The following is a 16,824-nucleotide window of genomic DNA, read 5'->3' as shown; positions in this document are numbered from 1 at the left end:
TTGGGCTATCGCTTGTGCTTTTCATTATTATCCTTTAAGCCTCTTCTAAATTTGTGTTTGGTACAAAAAACAAAGCTACATCATGATGAAAAAGAAAGGAGGGAGCGCTGTGAATTTAGATTTTACAGCTATCGTTCCCTCTATTCCTTATATTTTAAAAGGGATAGGTGTTACACTTCAAATTGCAATCGGTGCATCCATCATTGGTTTTATCGTAGGTATACTTTTAGCATTATGTAAAATTGGTAAAGTGAATTTTTTACGTTGGTTTGCTGATTTCTATACGTCGATTTTCCGCGGTACACCTCTTGTATTACAATTACTAATTATTTATTATGCAGTACCGCAATTACTAGATATCCAAATTGAGCCTATTCCAACAGCTATTATTGCTTTTGGTTTAAATTCAGGTGCATATATTTCGGAGATTATCCGTGCTGGTATCAATGCAGTTGATAAAGGACAAATGGAAGCTGCACAAGCATTGGGTATTCCATATGCAAAAATGATGAAGGATATTATTATTCCGCAAGCAGTAAAAAATATTTTACCATCCTTAGTAAATGAATTTATTACATTAAATAAAGAAACAGCAGTTGTGACAGTAATCAGTGCATTAGATATTATGCGTCGTGCCTACATTGTAGGAGGTTCGACATACCGTTATCTTGAGCCACTACTTTTTGCAGGGGTAATCTATTACATCATGACACTTGTTTTAACGTTCCTTGGCAAACGAATCGAGAAAGGAATGAGAAAAAGTGATTAAAATTGAAGATTTACACAAATCTTATGGGCAGAATGAAGTATTAAAGGGTATATCAACTGAAGTTAAAGAAAAAGAAGTAATTGCTATTATTGGACCTTCAGGATCAGGTAAATCGACATTTCTTCGTTGCTTAAATTTATTAGAAACTCCGACAAGTGGGAAGGTAACGATTGCAGGGGATGTCCTGACAGATAAAGGGACAAATATAATGAAAATACGTGAAGAAGTAGGTATGGTATTTCAGCATTTTCATCTTTTCCCTCATAAAACTGTGCTTGAAAATTTAACATATGCGCCAATCAATGTGAAGGGTTTGGATAAGGCTACAGCTATCAACAAAGCAGAAGAGTTACTAAAGAAAGTAGGTCTGTTTGAGAAGCGTCTAGAATATCCAAATCGTTTATCGGGAGGACAAAAGCAACGTGTTGCTATTGCGCGAGCACTTGCCATGGACCCTAAAGTTATATTATTTGATGAGCCTACATCGGCACTTGACCCTGAAATGGTTAAAGAGGTATTGGCTGTTATGAAAAACCTCGCAGATTCTGGGATGACAATGTTGATTGTGACACATGAGATGGGCTTTGCTCGTGAGGTTGCTGATCGTATTCTTTTCCTTGATGGCGGCAAGCTCATTGAGGATGCTCCTCCAGAACAGTTTTTTTCAGCGCCATCAACACAGCGTGCAAAGGATTTTTTAGAGAAGGTTTTATAATAAAACAACAGGCATTTAGCTTCTCCGTTAGATGAGAGCTAAATGCCATTTTTATTGAAGGGACATATCAAATTGAGTCTGTAAGGTGTCTAATGTAAATAATTCCTCAATATGATAGGCTCCTGCTGGATGTTTATTGTTAAGAAACTCGTTAGCTATAAATGCTGCAACTTTCGCTGTTACAAGTGATTCATCGCGATCAAGAAAGTCTAATGTGAAGCTTACTTCTTTGTGATGTTTTGTCCCAATGGCTTCTATTTGTATGCCACACACATCAGAACCAATTTTAATTTTTTGAATAAGTGAAGCGAGCAAGATTTGTATTCCGTTAAATTTTAATAGGCAAGCAATTCTACTCTTTTGTAAAAAGGATACAAATTTATTGAGTGGCTCAACATCAAAGCCTAATCTTGTGACGATAGGAATAGAAGGGAAATGCTTTGTTAATGTATGCTGGTCAGAGAAATTAAATTGATACACACTTCGTTTCCCAATCTTTTTAAATTTCACGGTTCTCTTATTAGTAAAATTAGCAACCTTATGATTGTTGTAGCTACTAAAGGGTTTATTTAATTGTTGCAATATCCAAAGAATTGCCGCGGTGCCATGTGTATCGCCTGCCCCAAGTAAGATGGAAATATGCATCTTCTCGAGGGAGGATAATTGCCTTGCAGCATGCATGGCCATTAAGTTGGTCAATCCTGGAGCCATACCAACACTAAAAATGGCTGTAGAATGTTTTTGTATAGCTAGTGAGTGAAGTGCCTCTAACTTTTTAAGGAAGGTATAGCTTGCAGTAATATCGATATAGATAATCCCTTCATTTAAGCAGAGCTGTGCAAATGCAGTATCTTTTTGCTCTAGACACATAATAACCAGTGCTACATTTTCTAATTGCTCTGGATGCACTTTTTCTGACACATCCAATTGAAGAGGTCTTACTAAGTTTTTGTGCTCGACACAGAAATCCTTAGCCTTTTCTATATTTCTTCCGGCAATCCATATTCTGTTGGGATAGCTTTGCAACAATAATTTTGCAATTTTCCCTCCCACTTCACCATAGCCTCCGATGATTAAGATATTCCCATTTTTCATATAGTAGTTTCTCCTTTAATAGCGACTAAAGCGTCAATCATATGTGTTTTAAAATAGGGAAGGATTGTTGTAAAGCCAGCCTCTTTCAGTAAATTAATAAGCAATTCAAGATTAATCGGATGGGTTGTGACGCTAAAGGATTGCTCAAAGCGTTGCCAATGATCCTCACCTATTCCGTTATGAAGCATGGAGCTTCGCCAATAACAAAGCTCATGTTTGAACGTTTGTGAAGTTAAATCAGCATTTATCGATGAAATAAATAACACTCCATTTTCTTTTAAGCTATCCGCAATCTTTTGAAGCATTGTTCTCTTTTGATCAAGGCTTTTTATGAAATGCAAAACCAAATGACAACTAACTACATCGAAAACCTCATTTACTCTTAAGGATAGTAGATCCTTCTCAACCCACATAATAGTAGGTCGATGTGGTAGCGATTCAATTTGTTTAGCAGCCAGCTCCAGCATTTCCTTTGAGGAATCGACTGCTGTGAAATGGGCAGAAGGAAAGGATTTGCCTAAAGTGAGTAATTCCTGTCCGCCACCAGCACCTACTACTAAAAATTTATTTGCAGCAGTAAAATTGTGAAGTATACTGGCCATCATGTCATAGATAAGATCATAGCCTATGATTTTTTGTCGAATGGACTGTTGATATGTGTTGACAGAAGGACTGTCCCAGCTATATATAGATCTATACATTAAAATACCTCCAAAGCAATTTATTTTTATACGTTAAAATTTCGAGAGCAATTCCTTCATCTTTAAGCAATCATTCTGATGAAAGGCTGATGATTGTTTAGTGAAGTCACCTAGTATCTGTGTAGGACTATTCCCTAAAAATATCTGGTGGACCACCTTAACTAGGTATGAAAATAGTTTGATGTGCTAGACCTCCTATAAGTTGTAATGGCACTCTTTTTGCATATAGATTAGCTCCCATATTAAGAGGAAGTACCATAAATTGTGCTTGGTTTTTTTGTATTTGAGCTAAAAGGGTATCTACTGTTTCCCAGGTAATAAGTTCAATATCCTCTTCTGTTCTGCCAACAGGATGCTTGGAAAAATAGCAGACGAGTTAGGGGCACTAATAGTAGCTTTAATCTGAATTCACACCACCCACAATTGCTTGAGACGATTTCTCTGAGCAGCCACTAATAACGGAAGTAGCTAGCAAGAAAATAAAAAGTAAAAATTTTCTTCAAAATAGTATTCCTACTTGTTGAACTTCTGTACAATTCAATTAAGAATTATTCTCAATTATAAACTTTCGGAAAAAAAGAACTATCCCATATTTCTGGGGGGAGGTAGGTGTTTATGAAGGAAGCACAATATTGGCAACGAAAATCTGACCAATGCTTAAAGCACAGCAAAAATTCGTTTGAATATCGTCAATTGATGATCGAAGCTCTACGAACACATATAAATTTTGATGCGTATTGCTGTACATTAACGGATGTACATACTCTTTTTTCGGTAGGAGCAGTTACTGAACAATCAATAGAGGCGATTCATCAGGAGATTATGGAATTGGAATATACGACAGAAGATGTAAATAGATATGGATTCTTAGTTCAAAGTGGGCAAAACATAGGCAGGTTAAGCGATTCCTCAAGTCGAAGCTTTCGCTATAGAGAAGTTTTAATGCCCAATGGTTTTAGTGATGAAGTAAGAGCTGCATTAATTTATCAAGGACAATGCTATGGTTTTTTAACACTATTCAAAAGAGCTGAAAATGAACAGCCTTTATTTAAAGATCAAGATGTGATGCTTATAAAAAGACTGATGCCAATTATGGGTGAATCATTAAAGAAGTTCTATCATTATATTATTGAGGAGAGGATTCCAGCTGTAGAAGGAGAACAAGGCATTGTTATTTTTGATAAAGGGTTAAAAATTCTTTCAAGTAATACCAAAGCTTGTGAATTGCTAGCCATTTTAAGAAAGTATGAAAGTTTAGCAGAAATTCAAGTTCCTAAGCCTATTCAAGCTATCTGTGCAAAATTACTTGCTGACAAGTACAATTCAAATACTTCTTTAATAGTACCTATCAAAGATACAGGCTATATTGCTATTCGGGCTTCACTTTTGCTGACAAGCCAACAAGAACAGCAAATTGCTTTATTAATAAATGAAGCATCATCAAGAGAAATGCTCAATTTCTTAATAACAGCCTATAATCTTACCCCTAGAGAAAAGGAAGTAGTATTTGAAGTTATTAAAGGGATTCCTACAAAAGAGATTGCTTATAATCTTGATATTTCAATCTACACGGTACAAGATCATTTAAAGGTAATTTTTCAAAAAGTAAATGTCTCAAATCGAAATGAGCTAGTATGGAAGATCTTCTCCCGCTTCCAATTAGATTAATAAGGTGAACTAACGAATCTGCTAGCTTTCTAGCAGATTCTTCATGTTGTTGAAAAAAGATGATGTCAACTTTTCCTTAACTTTCATACTTAGCTGTAGTGAACAAATAGCCCATTATTTGTATAACTAGAGAAAGAATAGGCTTTTTTTCATTGTAGAGAAGTGATGGGTGACAACACCTCTTCATAAGAGTAGTGAAGACCTCCACCTTATTTGAAAACCTTTGCTAAAAAGGTAACACTTTTGTGGGGCGGATTGGAAGGCTACTTGACTCCGGTGGGATAGCGAGACAGGCGAACCCTGCATGGAATGGAAGCGGATCAGCGCTCGCCTACAGGAAAGTAAGTATAAAGGAATTAAATCCATTTGATAGTTAAAAAGAAGCCAATAACTATACTTTAGCTACTAGTATCACTAATCATAATAAAAGGTTAAGAAAAATTAACCTAAAAAATGGAATAAATTCATAGTGAAATCTATTGACCTATAATATAATGAAAAAAAGGCTAAAAGCCACAAAATAAATGCAATAACAGACTTTTTATTTGGGTATTAAGTATTATTTATTACTAGGATTTTAAAAATCTGAATTTTTTGATAAATGAAGTATGGGAGATATAGGATATGACTCTATAATTAGTAAGCTATTCAAGAAAAGAAGGAGGCGAAAGGATGGAAGTAGAGCTTAAGTCTATTACGAAAGAGGACGAGCCATTCCTTTACGAAGTCTATGCTTCTTCTCGTAGGAAAGAAATAGATTCATGGGGATGGTCTGCTGAACAAATACAGCACTTTTTAGAAATGCAGTGGTGCGCACAGCAAACCTCATATAGACAACAATTTCCACATGCAAGCCATTGTATTATTACTTCAGATGAGCAATATGTTGGAAGATTGTTAACAGAAGATTTACCTGAGCGACTACATATAATTGATATTTCTATTTTGCCAAGTTTTCAAGGTAATGGAGTAGGATCTTATCTCATTAGCAATCTTCAGCAAAAGGCAAAAGAAGAAAATAAACCAGTGATATTACAAGTTCTTCATACTAATCCTGCAAGAAATCTATATGAGAGACTAGGATTTCATGTAGTGTCAACTGATGAACTCTATTTAAAAATGAGGTGGCAATAAACGTATCAAGTCTTTTAAAGCTGCCTCTCGTCCATTATTAAAAACTAAAGAGAGGTGAATGTGAAGTGCCAATATCAAATTCGGCTTTACAGACATATGAAGAAAATTTACGGCAAACGATTCAGTACTTTTTTAATTTAGAGGGACAAATCGAAAATGTCATTGTACACATTGACAGCAGTATCAAAAACTATATTCAAAAAAAAGAAAGGAGATTTTTATTAGCAAGTAAAAAGAAAGAAAAACATCTCGAAGAAGTAAGAATACTACAATCGGATTTACAAAAATCTTTAATTGGTATGGCACATATTAAACAGCTACTTGTCAATGAAATAAACACTTTGCAAAAAAATAACAGAGAATTACAGCAAACTTTTAAGGAAATGCTTCCCCTACTTCCATTTGCAGTATCAAGCATCCCTTTTGAGACAAGTTTTTCTTCAAATGTTCAATTCAACATATTGCTGTCCCTCTTAATTGAAAAAGAGATAGTAACAAAATTACCCCTTCTAACTGCAACAATTGAATCGAGTCAAGTAAATGAAATAATAGTAACCCTAGACAATTTTGATGTGAACATAAAAGAGCAAATAAATGAAGCAAAAAGCAGTGTTGCTAAATTAATGTCAATCATTATGGATACTGAAAATGAATTGGACAAACTATTTGGCGATGTCGTCTCTAATTTAAATCAAAGTGATAAGTTGTCAGAATCGCCCTATACGCAACAGGATGTCATTACAGAGATTAAGAGCAAGGGAGAGCAGTTGAAAATATGGGCGGACCATTATCAAATGCTTCATACAATGTTTGAAAAAGATATGGAATTCCAAGAAGCTATACATCTAACGGCAAAAGTATTAAGCGAAAGTTTAGAGGAACCAGCACAAATCTATCAAAACCAGAGAGTTTTACAAGGAGCTTATCTACTCGAAACAGGTGCGAACTATGTGACATTAGCACAAGATGTAAAGCTATCAGAACAACAGGCAAAGCTGTTAGTAGCAGCATACTTATTGCTAAACCAAGAGAGCATAGCAGTAGTTGCTGAAGAAGTGAATTTAGAATTTATGGAGATTGAAGCTTTTTATAAAGAAAATAAAGAATTATTTTCTTTAATTATTTCCTAATCAGAAAGGAGAAAATGCTATGCCAATTTCGGAATATCAATTAGACAACTATGTAAAGGAACTTCAACCCAGTATTAAAAATATAATTGAACTAGAAGACAAGCTTGGAAAAGCCGGTGGAGATATAGACAGTATTTTATCTAAATTAAAAGATGAAGGATTTGACCTAGGTGCATGGCTTGGTGACAATCTATTTCGGACAGATAACCCGAAAAGGAAAGAAACAGCTATTCAACTGTTAAATGACTTAAACAATGAATTAAGTAATGCAAAAATTGATTTAAATATTTTAAAGCATGATATCCAAGATGAATTAAATACTTTATTAAAAGAGTATGGGGATTGGAAAACTTACTTTGATAATAGGTTACCATTTATTGCGTTTTCCATAGCTGTACCTAAATTCCAGGCTTTTAATCCCTTTCATCGATTAATGCTAGGGTTTGTATTAACCGTCGTATTGAAAGATATATTACTACCAATATTTGAGGTATTAGGGTTAGGTGTTGTAGGTCTTATTGTTGTGGTGGTGTTAATAGATGGAATAATTCAAGGCGAAAAAAGAATGGAGCTATTTGAAAATATCCAAAAAGAAACAAAGGCTGCGATGGAGGATGTTAAAAAGTTAAGACAGGATATCAATGATGTGCAGGTGCAAGTAAATGCCTTTTTTGAAGATGTGGCAAAGAGCTTTCAAGAAACAGGCTTGTTAACAAAGCCATATACAAACCATCAGGAGCTAGTATCGTTCGTTAAACAACAGGCTGGCACATTAAGACGTTGGTCGGATCAATATGATTCGATGAAGCGAATGATTAATAAAGGCTTAGATATTGAATTTTCAGCAGAAGTGGTTGCTGCAAATCTAGTAAATAAACAAGATGATGAAAATGAATTAGACAATTACAGCAAACTGTTAATGGGTGCCTACCTTATTGAAATGGGAGAGCAAAATAGTGTAGTTTCTCAAAAGCTTGATATGTCCCTAGAAAGAATTAAAAAAGTAAAAGCAACCTACATGTTATTTAAAATGCATACACCAGATGAAATTGCACAAGTCTTGGAAATGGATGTAAACGAGGTCATGACAATTCAAGAGACAAATAGCGATTTAATAGCAATTGTTAGCTAAAAAATAATTTTAGAATGGATGGATAATATGGCGATTACAGAAGCGACATTAGCAACCTATGTAGAAGAATTACAGCCTACTCTAAAAAATATTTATGAGGTAGAAGACAAGCTGGCTGAATGTAAAGAGGGAATTGATAGTATCATTTCTAAGCTATTGGACGAGGATTTAGAAATTAGTGCATGGCTTGGGGACAATGTATTTCGTACAGATAACCCAGAGCGAAAGGCACAAGCAATTAAGCTTTTAAAAGAGCTGAAAAGTGAGTTAAGTGGAACATCAATTGACTTAAATATTTTAAAGCATGATATCCAAGATGATTTAAATAGTTTGCTAATGGAATTCCTAGAATGGAGAAAGTGCTTTAAAAATACGTTGCCATTGATTTCTTTATCAATCGTTGTGCCTTCTTATAAAAAAATCACTTTAGATAAATATGTCGCGCTTACATTATTTGTTGTGAATCAATGGATTGGAAAAATAAAAGTGCTGGATAGCTTAGTAGCAAAACTTGGTACGCTTGGCGCAATAGCAGCTGTCCTTTATCTTATTACAGGAATTATTCAAGGGGAATTACGCAAAGAGTATTTTGAAAATATTCAAGCAGAAACGAATAAGGCAAAAGAGGATTTAACTAAGACAAAAGAAGAGATTAATCGTGGCCAAAGTCAAGTTAATGCTTTCTTTAAGGATCTTGCAAAGACTTTTAAGGAGACGGGACTTTTACACGATACGGATGTAAATCATCGAGAGCTTGTTTTCCTAGTAAAGGAACAAAACTATACATTACGCAAATGGGCGGATCAATTTAATGCTATGAAAAGGATGCATGAAAAAGGGATGGATTTATCCGTAGCAGCGAGTATAGCTGCAGAAGCATTATGTAAAAACGTTGTGGACCAAAATGAGTTACAAAAAGTCACTAATACTTTATTAGGTTCGTATTTGATTGAGAACCATACGGATTTAGCTGAAATCTCCAATATTTTAAAAGTCTCTGGAGATCAAGCAAAGAAAATAAAAGCTATGTATATGTTATTTACAAAGCATACACCATCCGAGATAGCAAGAGTTTTAGAAATGGAAATTCAAGAAATCGAAGCTATACAAGAAGAAAATAAGGATATTTTAGCGAGTGTTGCTTAATATTGTTTGAAATTTCAGGAAAGAGGTGAGTGGCAAAGCAAAAATGAAAGATAAAGTGAAATTGCGAGTGGCATTAAGTGAAGAGGAAGATACCCTTTATTCATTATTTGTATCTACAAGAAAAAATGAATTTGCCATATTAGAATTGGATGAGCAACAAATAGAAGGTTTATTACGTATGCAATACGATGCTCAAAAAGCTTCTTATCAGCAACAATTTCCTAATGCCAAATATGAAATCATAATGTATGAAGGTGTAGGTATTGGTAGATTAATAACCGAGGTACAGCAAGAAGCAATACGTCTGATTGATATTTTCATACTTCCTGAATATAGAGGTAGCGGAATCTGTACAGTGCTATTGAGGGAATTTCAGCATGTAGCTGCTGAATCTAGATTGCCAATAGAATTAACTGTGTTGATGGGGAATCCTGCACAGAGGTTGTATGAGAGATGTGGGTTTGTTGTTACCGGAGAGGTAGTGCCGCATGTGATGATGGCGTGGCATAGGAAATAATGAATGTTTCTTTGAACTTACTAAGTAGTTTTGTCATTGGAGTTAAAGTGAGGGAACTGCCGATTTTTAAATGATTGGAATACTTATACGATTTTTAAGTTAATTATGAGTGTCGGAGAACCTTTCAAGCGTATTTGTATTAAAGGAAATTTCCCTCAGTAAGAATAAATAAAATTAAAGTGAGGTATAAAATTATGGCCGAAATGTATATGGGATCTATTGTTGCATGGCCAGCACCATTTGCTCCAAAGTACTGGGCATTTTGCAACGGTCAAGAACTTCCAATTCAACAGAATCAAGCTTTATTTGCTGTATTAGGAAATCGATATGGTGGAGACGGAAAGAATACTTTTTGTTTACCAAACTTAAATGGACGTGTGCCAGTAGGCGCGTGTGGGAATGGGGGAATGGGAGGAACTATACCACAAGGAGTCACTCCGTGTAATCTAGGACAGACTGGCGGTGTGGAGAAAATAACCCTTTCTCCATTAAATATGCCACAACATACTCATAGTGCAACTACGTCTACATCTAATCTAACAGTAAGTAATATGAACGTTGCAATCCCAGCCTCCTCTCAAGGGGGAGGAAGTAATTCACCAAATAATGCAAGCCTTGCAGCCTCTGTAGATCAAGGTATGGGAACAGCAGATTTTTATACAGCGGGAACTACGGATACAAACTTGAAGCCATTTTCTGTCTCAGGTGGAACAGTGAGTGGGAATGTAACAACCACGATTGCGCCAGCTGGACAATTAGCGCCTTCTGCATTGGATATTCGGCAGCCTTTCCAAGCGTTGAATTATATTATTTGTATTCAAGGCTGGTTCCCTATTCGAGAATAAATAAAATCTATTTTTTATTAAATAAAATTAAAGTGAGGTATTTTATGGCAGAGAATTACACAGGAACTATTGTAGCATGGCCAGCATCATTTGCTCCACAGGGCTGGGCATTTTGCAACGGTCAAGAACTTTCAATTCAACAGAATCAAGTTTTATTTGCTGTATTAGGAAATCGATATGGTGGAGACGGAAAGAATACTTTTTGTTTACCAAACTTGAATGGACGTGTGCCAGTAGGCGCGTGTGGGAATGGGGGAATGGGAGGAACTATACCACAAGGAGTCACTCCGTGTAATCTAGGACAGACTGGCGGTGTGGAGAAAATAACCCTTTCTCCATTAAATATGCCACAACATACTCATAGTGCAACTACGTCTACATCTAATCTAACAGTAAGTAATATGAACGTTGCAATCCCAGCCTCCTCTCAAGGGGGAGGAAGTAATTCACCAAATAATGCAAGCCTTGCAGCCTCTGTAGATCAAGGTATGGGAACAGCAGATTTTTATACAGCGGGAACTACGGATACAAACTTGAAGCCATTTTCTGTCTCAGGTGGAACAGTGAGTGGGAATGTAACAACCACGATTGCGCCAGCGGGACAATTGGCGCCTTCTGCATTGGATATTCGGCAGCCTTTCCAAGCATTGAATTTTATCATATGTATTCAGGGGATATTTCCTAGTCAACAGTAGGTGTTGCAAAATGCTAGGTTCATATAACATTTCTTTATTTGATACATAGAAGGAATAGTTTTGTTGGAGGAGATATTTATGAGACAACGTTATAAGAAAATAGTAAGTATCCTACTAATCTTTCTATTATTTTTTCAATGGATACCCAGTACATTTGCTGATTTTACACTAGCAACACCACCAAGTGTAAACTATAAAGCAGTGGCTTATGGTGATGGTAAATATGTAGTTACTGATACTACTGGTAAGGCTTATTATTCAACAAATGGATCATCATGGACACAATCAACTATTATAACTTCCTTACAAACAATTAACTCAGTAGTTTATGAAAATAATCATTTTATGGCAGTTGACAATTCATCTAATTTTTATACGTCATCAGATGGGCAAACATGGACAACAGCTACTTCAGTAGATAGTAGTACCCCTCTTCATTCAGTAACATATGGATATAATAAATATGTTACTGTTGGTAATTTAGGTAATATGTATGTTTCAAGCAATGGGGTGACATGGCAAAAAAAAACCCCACAGACAAATCATCTTTATGGTGTAATATACGCTAATAATCAATTCGTCGCAGTAGGTGCTGGTGGAACGATATTAACATCTCCAGATGGGGAAAATTGGTTATTGCAAACCTCTAATACCAAAAATATTTTAAGATCTGTAATTTATGCAAATGGTCAATATGTGGTCGTTGGTCAAAATGGAACGATTCTCACCTCACCAGATGGGGTATATTGGACAATTCAATACAATTTACCAGTAGATGCAATGTCTTTCCTCTTAACTAGTGTATCTTATGGAAATGGTCATTATGTAACAGTTGCAGCTTCTGGTAAAGTATATTACTCTATGGATGGAATAAATTGGTATGAACAAGCGGTTGGTTTAGGTAAAACTATTTTACAGGGGGTTACTTATGGAAATGGCCAGTTTGTAGTAGTTGGTAATAGTGGAACTATACTGTATGGGAATCCAGATGTACCGACTCAAGCACCCGCAGTTATAACCTTAACCCCAGCGACAAATATTACGAGTACAGGTGCAACGGTAGGTGGGGAGGTAACTTTTGATGGAGGGGCCGAGATTACAGAACGTGGAATTGTGTATTCAACGAGTACCGAACCAACTACGGAGAATAGTGAGAAAGTAACTGCTATTGGAACAACGGGAGCGTTTAGTGTCGATCTATCAGGTCTTAATCCAAGTAGTACTTATTATTACCGAGCGTACGCGAAAAATTCGGTGGGGACTAGTTATGGTGAAAATGAGATGTTTGAGACACTAACTGTTTTGCCAGAATTGGGAGGCACGGTAAGCATCACAGGAGAGGCTAAGTATGATGGTGTGCTAACCGCGGATATTAGTGGTATCACGTATACACCAACAACGACAGCGGATGTGCCAACCTATCAATGGTATAGAGGGAACACGGTAATTCCAGGAGCGACCTCATTCACATATACGTTGGCAGAGGCCGATATCGGTGAGAAACTCAAGGTTACAGTTAGTGCCGATGGAACGCATGCGACAGGAAGTGTAACGAGTGGAGCGACGGCAACTGTGGAAAAAGCGAATGGTCCAAGTGCACCGTCAGCACCAACTGAAGCCAGTAAAACGCCGACAAGTATTACGCTAAATGGAGTAGCAGGTCAAGAATACAGTAGAGATAACGGGACGACCTGGCAGGATAGTCCAATCTTTAGTGGACTCACTTCAGATACGGAATATATTTTTATCACGAGAGTGAGAGAAACTGCGACTCATAAGGCATCACTAGTAAGTGCAGAGGCACCAATCCAAACTCAACCTGTAGCGATTCCAGTAATAGGAGGCACGGTAAGTATTGCAGGAGAGACACAGTATGGAAACGTATTAACCTCGGATATTAGTGGCATCACGTATACACCAATAACGTCATCAGATGTACCAACCTATCAATGGTATAGAGGGAACACGGTAATTCCAGGGGCGACCTCGTCCACGTATACATTGGTAGAGGCGGATATTGGTGAGAAACTCAAGGTTACAGTTACTGCCGATGGAACGAATGCGACAGGAAGTGTAACGAGTGAAGTGACGGCAACTGTGGAAAAAGCAGATGGACCAAGTGCTCCATCAGCACCAACTGAAGCCAGTAAAACAACAACAAGTATTATGGTACATGGAGTAGCAGGTCAAGAATATAGTAAAGATAACGGGACGACCTGGCAGGATAGTCCGATCTTTAGTGAACTTACTCCTAATACTGGGTATATGTTTATCACGAGAGTGAAAGAAACGGCAACTCATAAAGCTTCGTCAGTGAGTATAGGAACACCGATCCAAACTCAACCTGTAGCGATTCCAGTAATAGGAGGCACGGTAAGCATCGCAGGAGAGACAAAGTATGGCAGCATGCTAACCGCAGATATTAGTGGGATCACATATACGTCAACGACGATAGAAGATGTGCCAACTTATCAATGGTATAGAGGGAACACGGCCATTTCAGGGGCGACCTCACCTACGTATACGTTAGTTCAAGCAGATATTGGTGAGACGATTAAAGTTACAGTCACTGCCGATGGAACGAATGCGACAGGGAGTATAACGAGTGGTGAAACAGCTTTCGTGGAAAAAGCGGATGGACCAAGTGCTCCGCCAGCCCCAACCGAAGCCAGTAAAACATCGACAAGTATTACGCTAAATGGGGAAGTAGGTCAAGAATATAGTAAAGATAACGGGGCAACGTGGCAGGATAGTCTAATTTTTAATGGACTAATACCTGAAACGGAGTATACATTTATCACGAGAGTGAAGGAGACACCCACTCACAAGGCATCACTGGTAAGTACAGGAACATCGATCCAAACACAAACTCAACCTGTAGCGGTTCCAGAAATGGGAGGTACGATAAGTATCACGGGAGAGACGAAGTATGGAAGCGTGTTAACTGCAGATATTAGTGGGATCACGTATACGCCACCAACGACAGCAGATGCACCAACCTATGAATGGTATCGAGGGAACACGGCTATTTCAGGAGCGAACTCTTCCACATATATGTTGGTTCAAGCAGATATTGGAGAGACGATTAAAGTAAGAGCCAGTGCCGATGGAACAAATGCAACAGGAAGTGTAATGAGTGGGGAAACAACTATTGTGGAAAAAGTGGATGGACCAAGTGCTCCGCCAGTCCCAACTGTAGCCAGTAAAACAGCGACAAATATTACGCTAAATGGGGTAGTAGGTCAAGAATATAGTAGAGATAACGGAACAACGTGGCAGGACAGTCCGATCTTTAGTGAACTAACGCCTGATACAGAGTATACGTTTATCACGAGAGTGAAAGAAACGGCGACGCACAAAGCTTCATTAGTAAGTGCAGGAACCCTAGAGAATACTTCTGTGATTAGTACGTTTACTATCACCTACAACGGCAATACAAACACAGGGGGCACAGCTCCAACAGATAGTGAAACGTATGAGCAAGGAGAAACTGTAACAGTTCTGGGTAATATAGGAAATCTAGTAAAAGTGGGTTACACGTTTGAGGGCTGGAACACGCAAGCAGATGGAAGAGGAATAGATTATGCATCAGCTTCAACTGTCCTTATGGGTAGTGGAAATATCATATTATATGCAAAATGGAATCCAGTGACTGTAACACATACGGTAAGCTTTGATGTAGCAGGGGGAAGTGCTGTCTCTAATCAGACGGTAGTACACGAAGGAAAAGCAAGTCAGCCAACAAAAGCGCCAACGAAAGCTGGCTATACATTTGGTGGCTGGTATACAAATAATGCCTACACAACACCATATAACTTTAATACTGTAATTACAGCAAACACAGTGATCTATGCAAAATGGATTAGTAATAATACAGGTGGCGATAATACTGATCCTTCACCAAATCCTGATTCAGGTTCATCAACACCTTCAACCAATGTAGAGGAAATTGTAGTAGATGTAGAATCTGGAAATGGTGATGTAGTTTCAAAAACAACGATAAAACGAGCAAAAAATGTAGATAACACGATGAATGATGATGTCACATTAACAGCAGCAAGCGCAACAGAGACAATTAGGAAATTAAAGGAACAAGGGAATGATAAAGCAAGGATTATCATCCCAGACGAGAAGGATCAAGTAAATCAAGTCCAAGTGTCCATTCCGAAAAATGTGCTGTCACTTCTGCAAAATGGAGCAGTCCATCTCGAAATTGTTACCGATAAGGTTAGAATTGAAGTGCCAAAAACTTCATTGGAAATGTTTAATGAGAATCTATACTTCCGACTGGTTCCTATAAAAGAGTATGATAAACAGCTAGAGATTGAAGAACAAGCCAAAAGGGAAACCGTTGTGCAGCAATTGGTAGAAGGTGGGATTGTAAAGTTGCTTGGTCGTCCAATGACCATCGAAACTAATATGCAAAGCCGTCCTGTTAAATTAACATTGCCGTTGCCTACAGATTTAACAGATGAACAACTTGCCAATTTGGCGATCTTTATCGAGCATAGTGATGGCACAAAAGAAGTTGTACGTGGGAAGGTTGTAGAATATCAAAAGGGAATAGGTTTGCAGTTTGAGGTGAGTAAATTCTCCACCTTCTCCATTCTCTACTTACCAGAGAAGGAAGAAGTGAAGGAGCCAATTACTGAGGGTGTTACCCATCTACCTTACATTCAAGGCTATCCAGATGATACCTTCCGTCCAAATGCTCCTGTTACAAGGGCACAGATGGCAAGTATGTTTGCTCGTCAATTAACAGGTAACGCCATTCCGCAAGCAAAGGCAACCTATACAGACACATTCCAACATGATGCTAAAGATGCAATCGAATTTGCGAAGGAAAAGGGTCTGTTTAAAGGGGTTACAGCAACGAACTTTAATCCAAACGGCTTGATTACGCGTGCACAGATGGCTACAGTGGCAGCCCGCTGGATAGAACAGCAATGTGTAGAACGTCCTGATGCAGATTTCTGTCCACCAACCTCACAAAGTGCAGTATTCAAAGATGTGAGTGTCCATCATTGGGCAGGGCAAGCAATTGATACTGTCAATGCGGCGGAAATTATGACAGGAATAACAGCAGATACATTCAATCCAGATGGATTGTTAACACGTGCACAAGCAGTGAAGGTATTAAATCGACTGTTTGAACGTCAAATTCTCATTGAAGATCAAACACCATTATTTAAAGATGTTCCAAAACACCATTGGGCATTTTATGAGATTCAAGAAGCCGCAAAAAAATAACCAAAAAGAGGGTACGCGATTCGTAAT

General features: G+C 37.6%; 13 protein-coding genes. 11 read left to right on the top strand and 2 right to left on the bottom strand.

Translation table 11 applies throughout. From position 1 onward, the window contains the following. Window positions 1-109: 109 nt before the first annotated feature. Window positions 110-769 (top strand): amino acid ABC transporter permease, encoded by a 660-nt coding sequence (locus AAJG31_RS12625; protein ID WP_036075291.1) that lies wholly within the window; start codon window positions 110-112, stop codon window positions 767-769. Next, window positions 762-1,484: an amino acid ABC transporter ATP-binding protein gene (locus tag AAJG31_RS12620; protein ID WP_054548544.1), complete on the top strand. Its 723-nt coding sequence runs from the start codon at window positions 762-764 to the stop codon at window positions 1,482-1,484. The genes AAJG31_RS12625 and AAJG31_RS12620 overlap by 8 nt, the downstream gene beginning before the upstream one ends. 51 nt (window positions 1,485-1,535) lie before the next feature. On the opposite strand, the gene AAJG31_RS12615 is transcribed toward AAJG31_RS12620, so the two are convergent. Together AAJG31_RS12615 and AAJG31_RS12610 are read right to left on the bottom strand one after the other, a co-directional pair. Next, a complete protein-coding gene (locus AAJG31_RS12615) occupies window positions 1,536-2,579 on the bottom strand; it encodes a saccharopine dehydrogenase NADP-binding domain-containing protein (protein WP_259951225.1) in 1,044 nt (347 codons plus the stop codon). Further along, window positions 2,576-3,280 (bottom strand): class I SAM-dependent methyltransferase, encoded by a 705-nt coding sequence (locus tag AAJG31_RS12610; RefSeq protein ID WP_259951226.1) that lies wholly within the window; start codon window positions 3,278-3,280, stop codon window positions 2,576-2,578. Before AAJG31_RS12610 ends, AAJG31_RS12615 begins: the two co-directional genes overlap by 4 nt. Window positions 3,281-3,895: 615 nt before the next feature. Between AAJG31_RS12610 and AAJG31_RS12605 the strand changes: the two genes are divergently transcribed. The 9 genes from AAJG31_RS12605 (at window position 3,896) to AAJG31_RS12565 (ending at window position 16,797) form a co-directional block, all read left to right on the top strand. Further along, window positions 3,896-4,948 carry a helix-turn-helix transcriptional regulator gene (locus AAJG31_RS12605; RefSeq protein WP_259951227.1) on the top strand — a complete coding sequence of 351 codons (1,053 nt, stop codon included), beginning with the start codon at window positions 3,896-3,898 and terminating at the stop codon, window positions 4,946-4,948. A 672-nt stretch (window positions 4,949-5,620) separates the two neighbouring features. Further along, window positions 5,621-6,082, top strand: a complete 462-nt coding sequence (locus tag AAJG31_RS12600) for a GNAT family N-acetyltransferase (protein WP_103117272.1) — start codon at window positions 5,621-5,623, stop codon at window positions 6,080-6,082. Between the two features lie 65 nt (window positions 6,083-6,147). Further along, a complete protein-coding gene (locus tag AAJG31_RS12595; protein ID WP_115673066.1) occupies window positions 6,148-7,212 on the top strand; it encodes a hypothetical protein in 1,065 nt (354 codons plus the stop codon). A gap of 19 nt (window positions 7,213-7,231) precedes the next feature. Then, a complete protein-coding gene (locus tag AAJG31_RS12590) occupies window positions 7,232-8,344 on the top strand; it encodes a hypothetical protein (protein ID WP_115673065.1) in 1,113 nt (370 codons plus the stop codon). Between the two features lie 27 nt (window positions 8,345-8,371). Next, window positions 8,372-9,490, top strand: coding sequence for a hypothetical protein (locus tag AAJG31_RS12585; RefSeq protein ID WP_103117274.1), 1,119 nt, complete (start codon window positions 8,372-8,374; stop codon window positions 9,488-9,490). A gap of 43 nt (window positions 9,491-9,533) precedes the next feature. Beyond that, complete coding sequence (locus tag AAJG31_RS12580) at window positions 9,534-10,007, top strand: GNAT family N-acetyltransferase (protein WP_279493616.1); 474 nt, start codon at window positions 9,534-9,536, stop codon at window positions 10,005-10,007. 194 nt (window positions 10,008-10,201) lie between these two features. Continuing rightward, the gene (locus tag AAJG31_RS12575; RefSeq protein ID WP_345803548.1) at window positions 10,202-10,852 is read left to right on the top strand and encodes a tail fiber protein; all 651 of its coding nucleotides are present in this window, start codon (window positions 10,202-10,204) and stop codon (window positions 10,850-10,852) included. 44 nt (window positions 10,853-10,896) lie between these two features. Next, window positions 10,897-11,547 carry a tail fiber protein gene (locus AAJG31_RS12570; protein WP_103117277.1) on the top strand — a complete coding sequence of 217 codons (651 nt, stop codon included), beginning with the start codon at window positions 10,897-10,899 and terminating at the stop codon, window positions 11,545-11,547. A gap of 78 nt (window positions 11,548-11,625) precedes the next feature. Beyond that, entirely contained in the window at window positions 11,626-16,797 is a 5,172-nt protein-coding gene (locus AAJG31_RS12565; RefSeq protein ID WP_279493618.1) for an S-layer homology domain-containing protein, read from the top strand. The last annotated feature ends 27 nt before the right edge of the window (window positions 16,798-16,824 follow it).

The organism is Lysinibacillus sp. BS3 (assembly GCF_039614735.1).
Taxonomy (GTDB): domain Bacteria; phylum Bacillota; class Bacilli; order Bacillales_A; family Planococcaceae; genus Lysinibacillus; species Lysinibacillus capsici.
The sequence above is the reverse complement of the archived record's forward strand: the minus strand, read 5'-3'. Positions and strand labels throughout refer to the sequence as shown.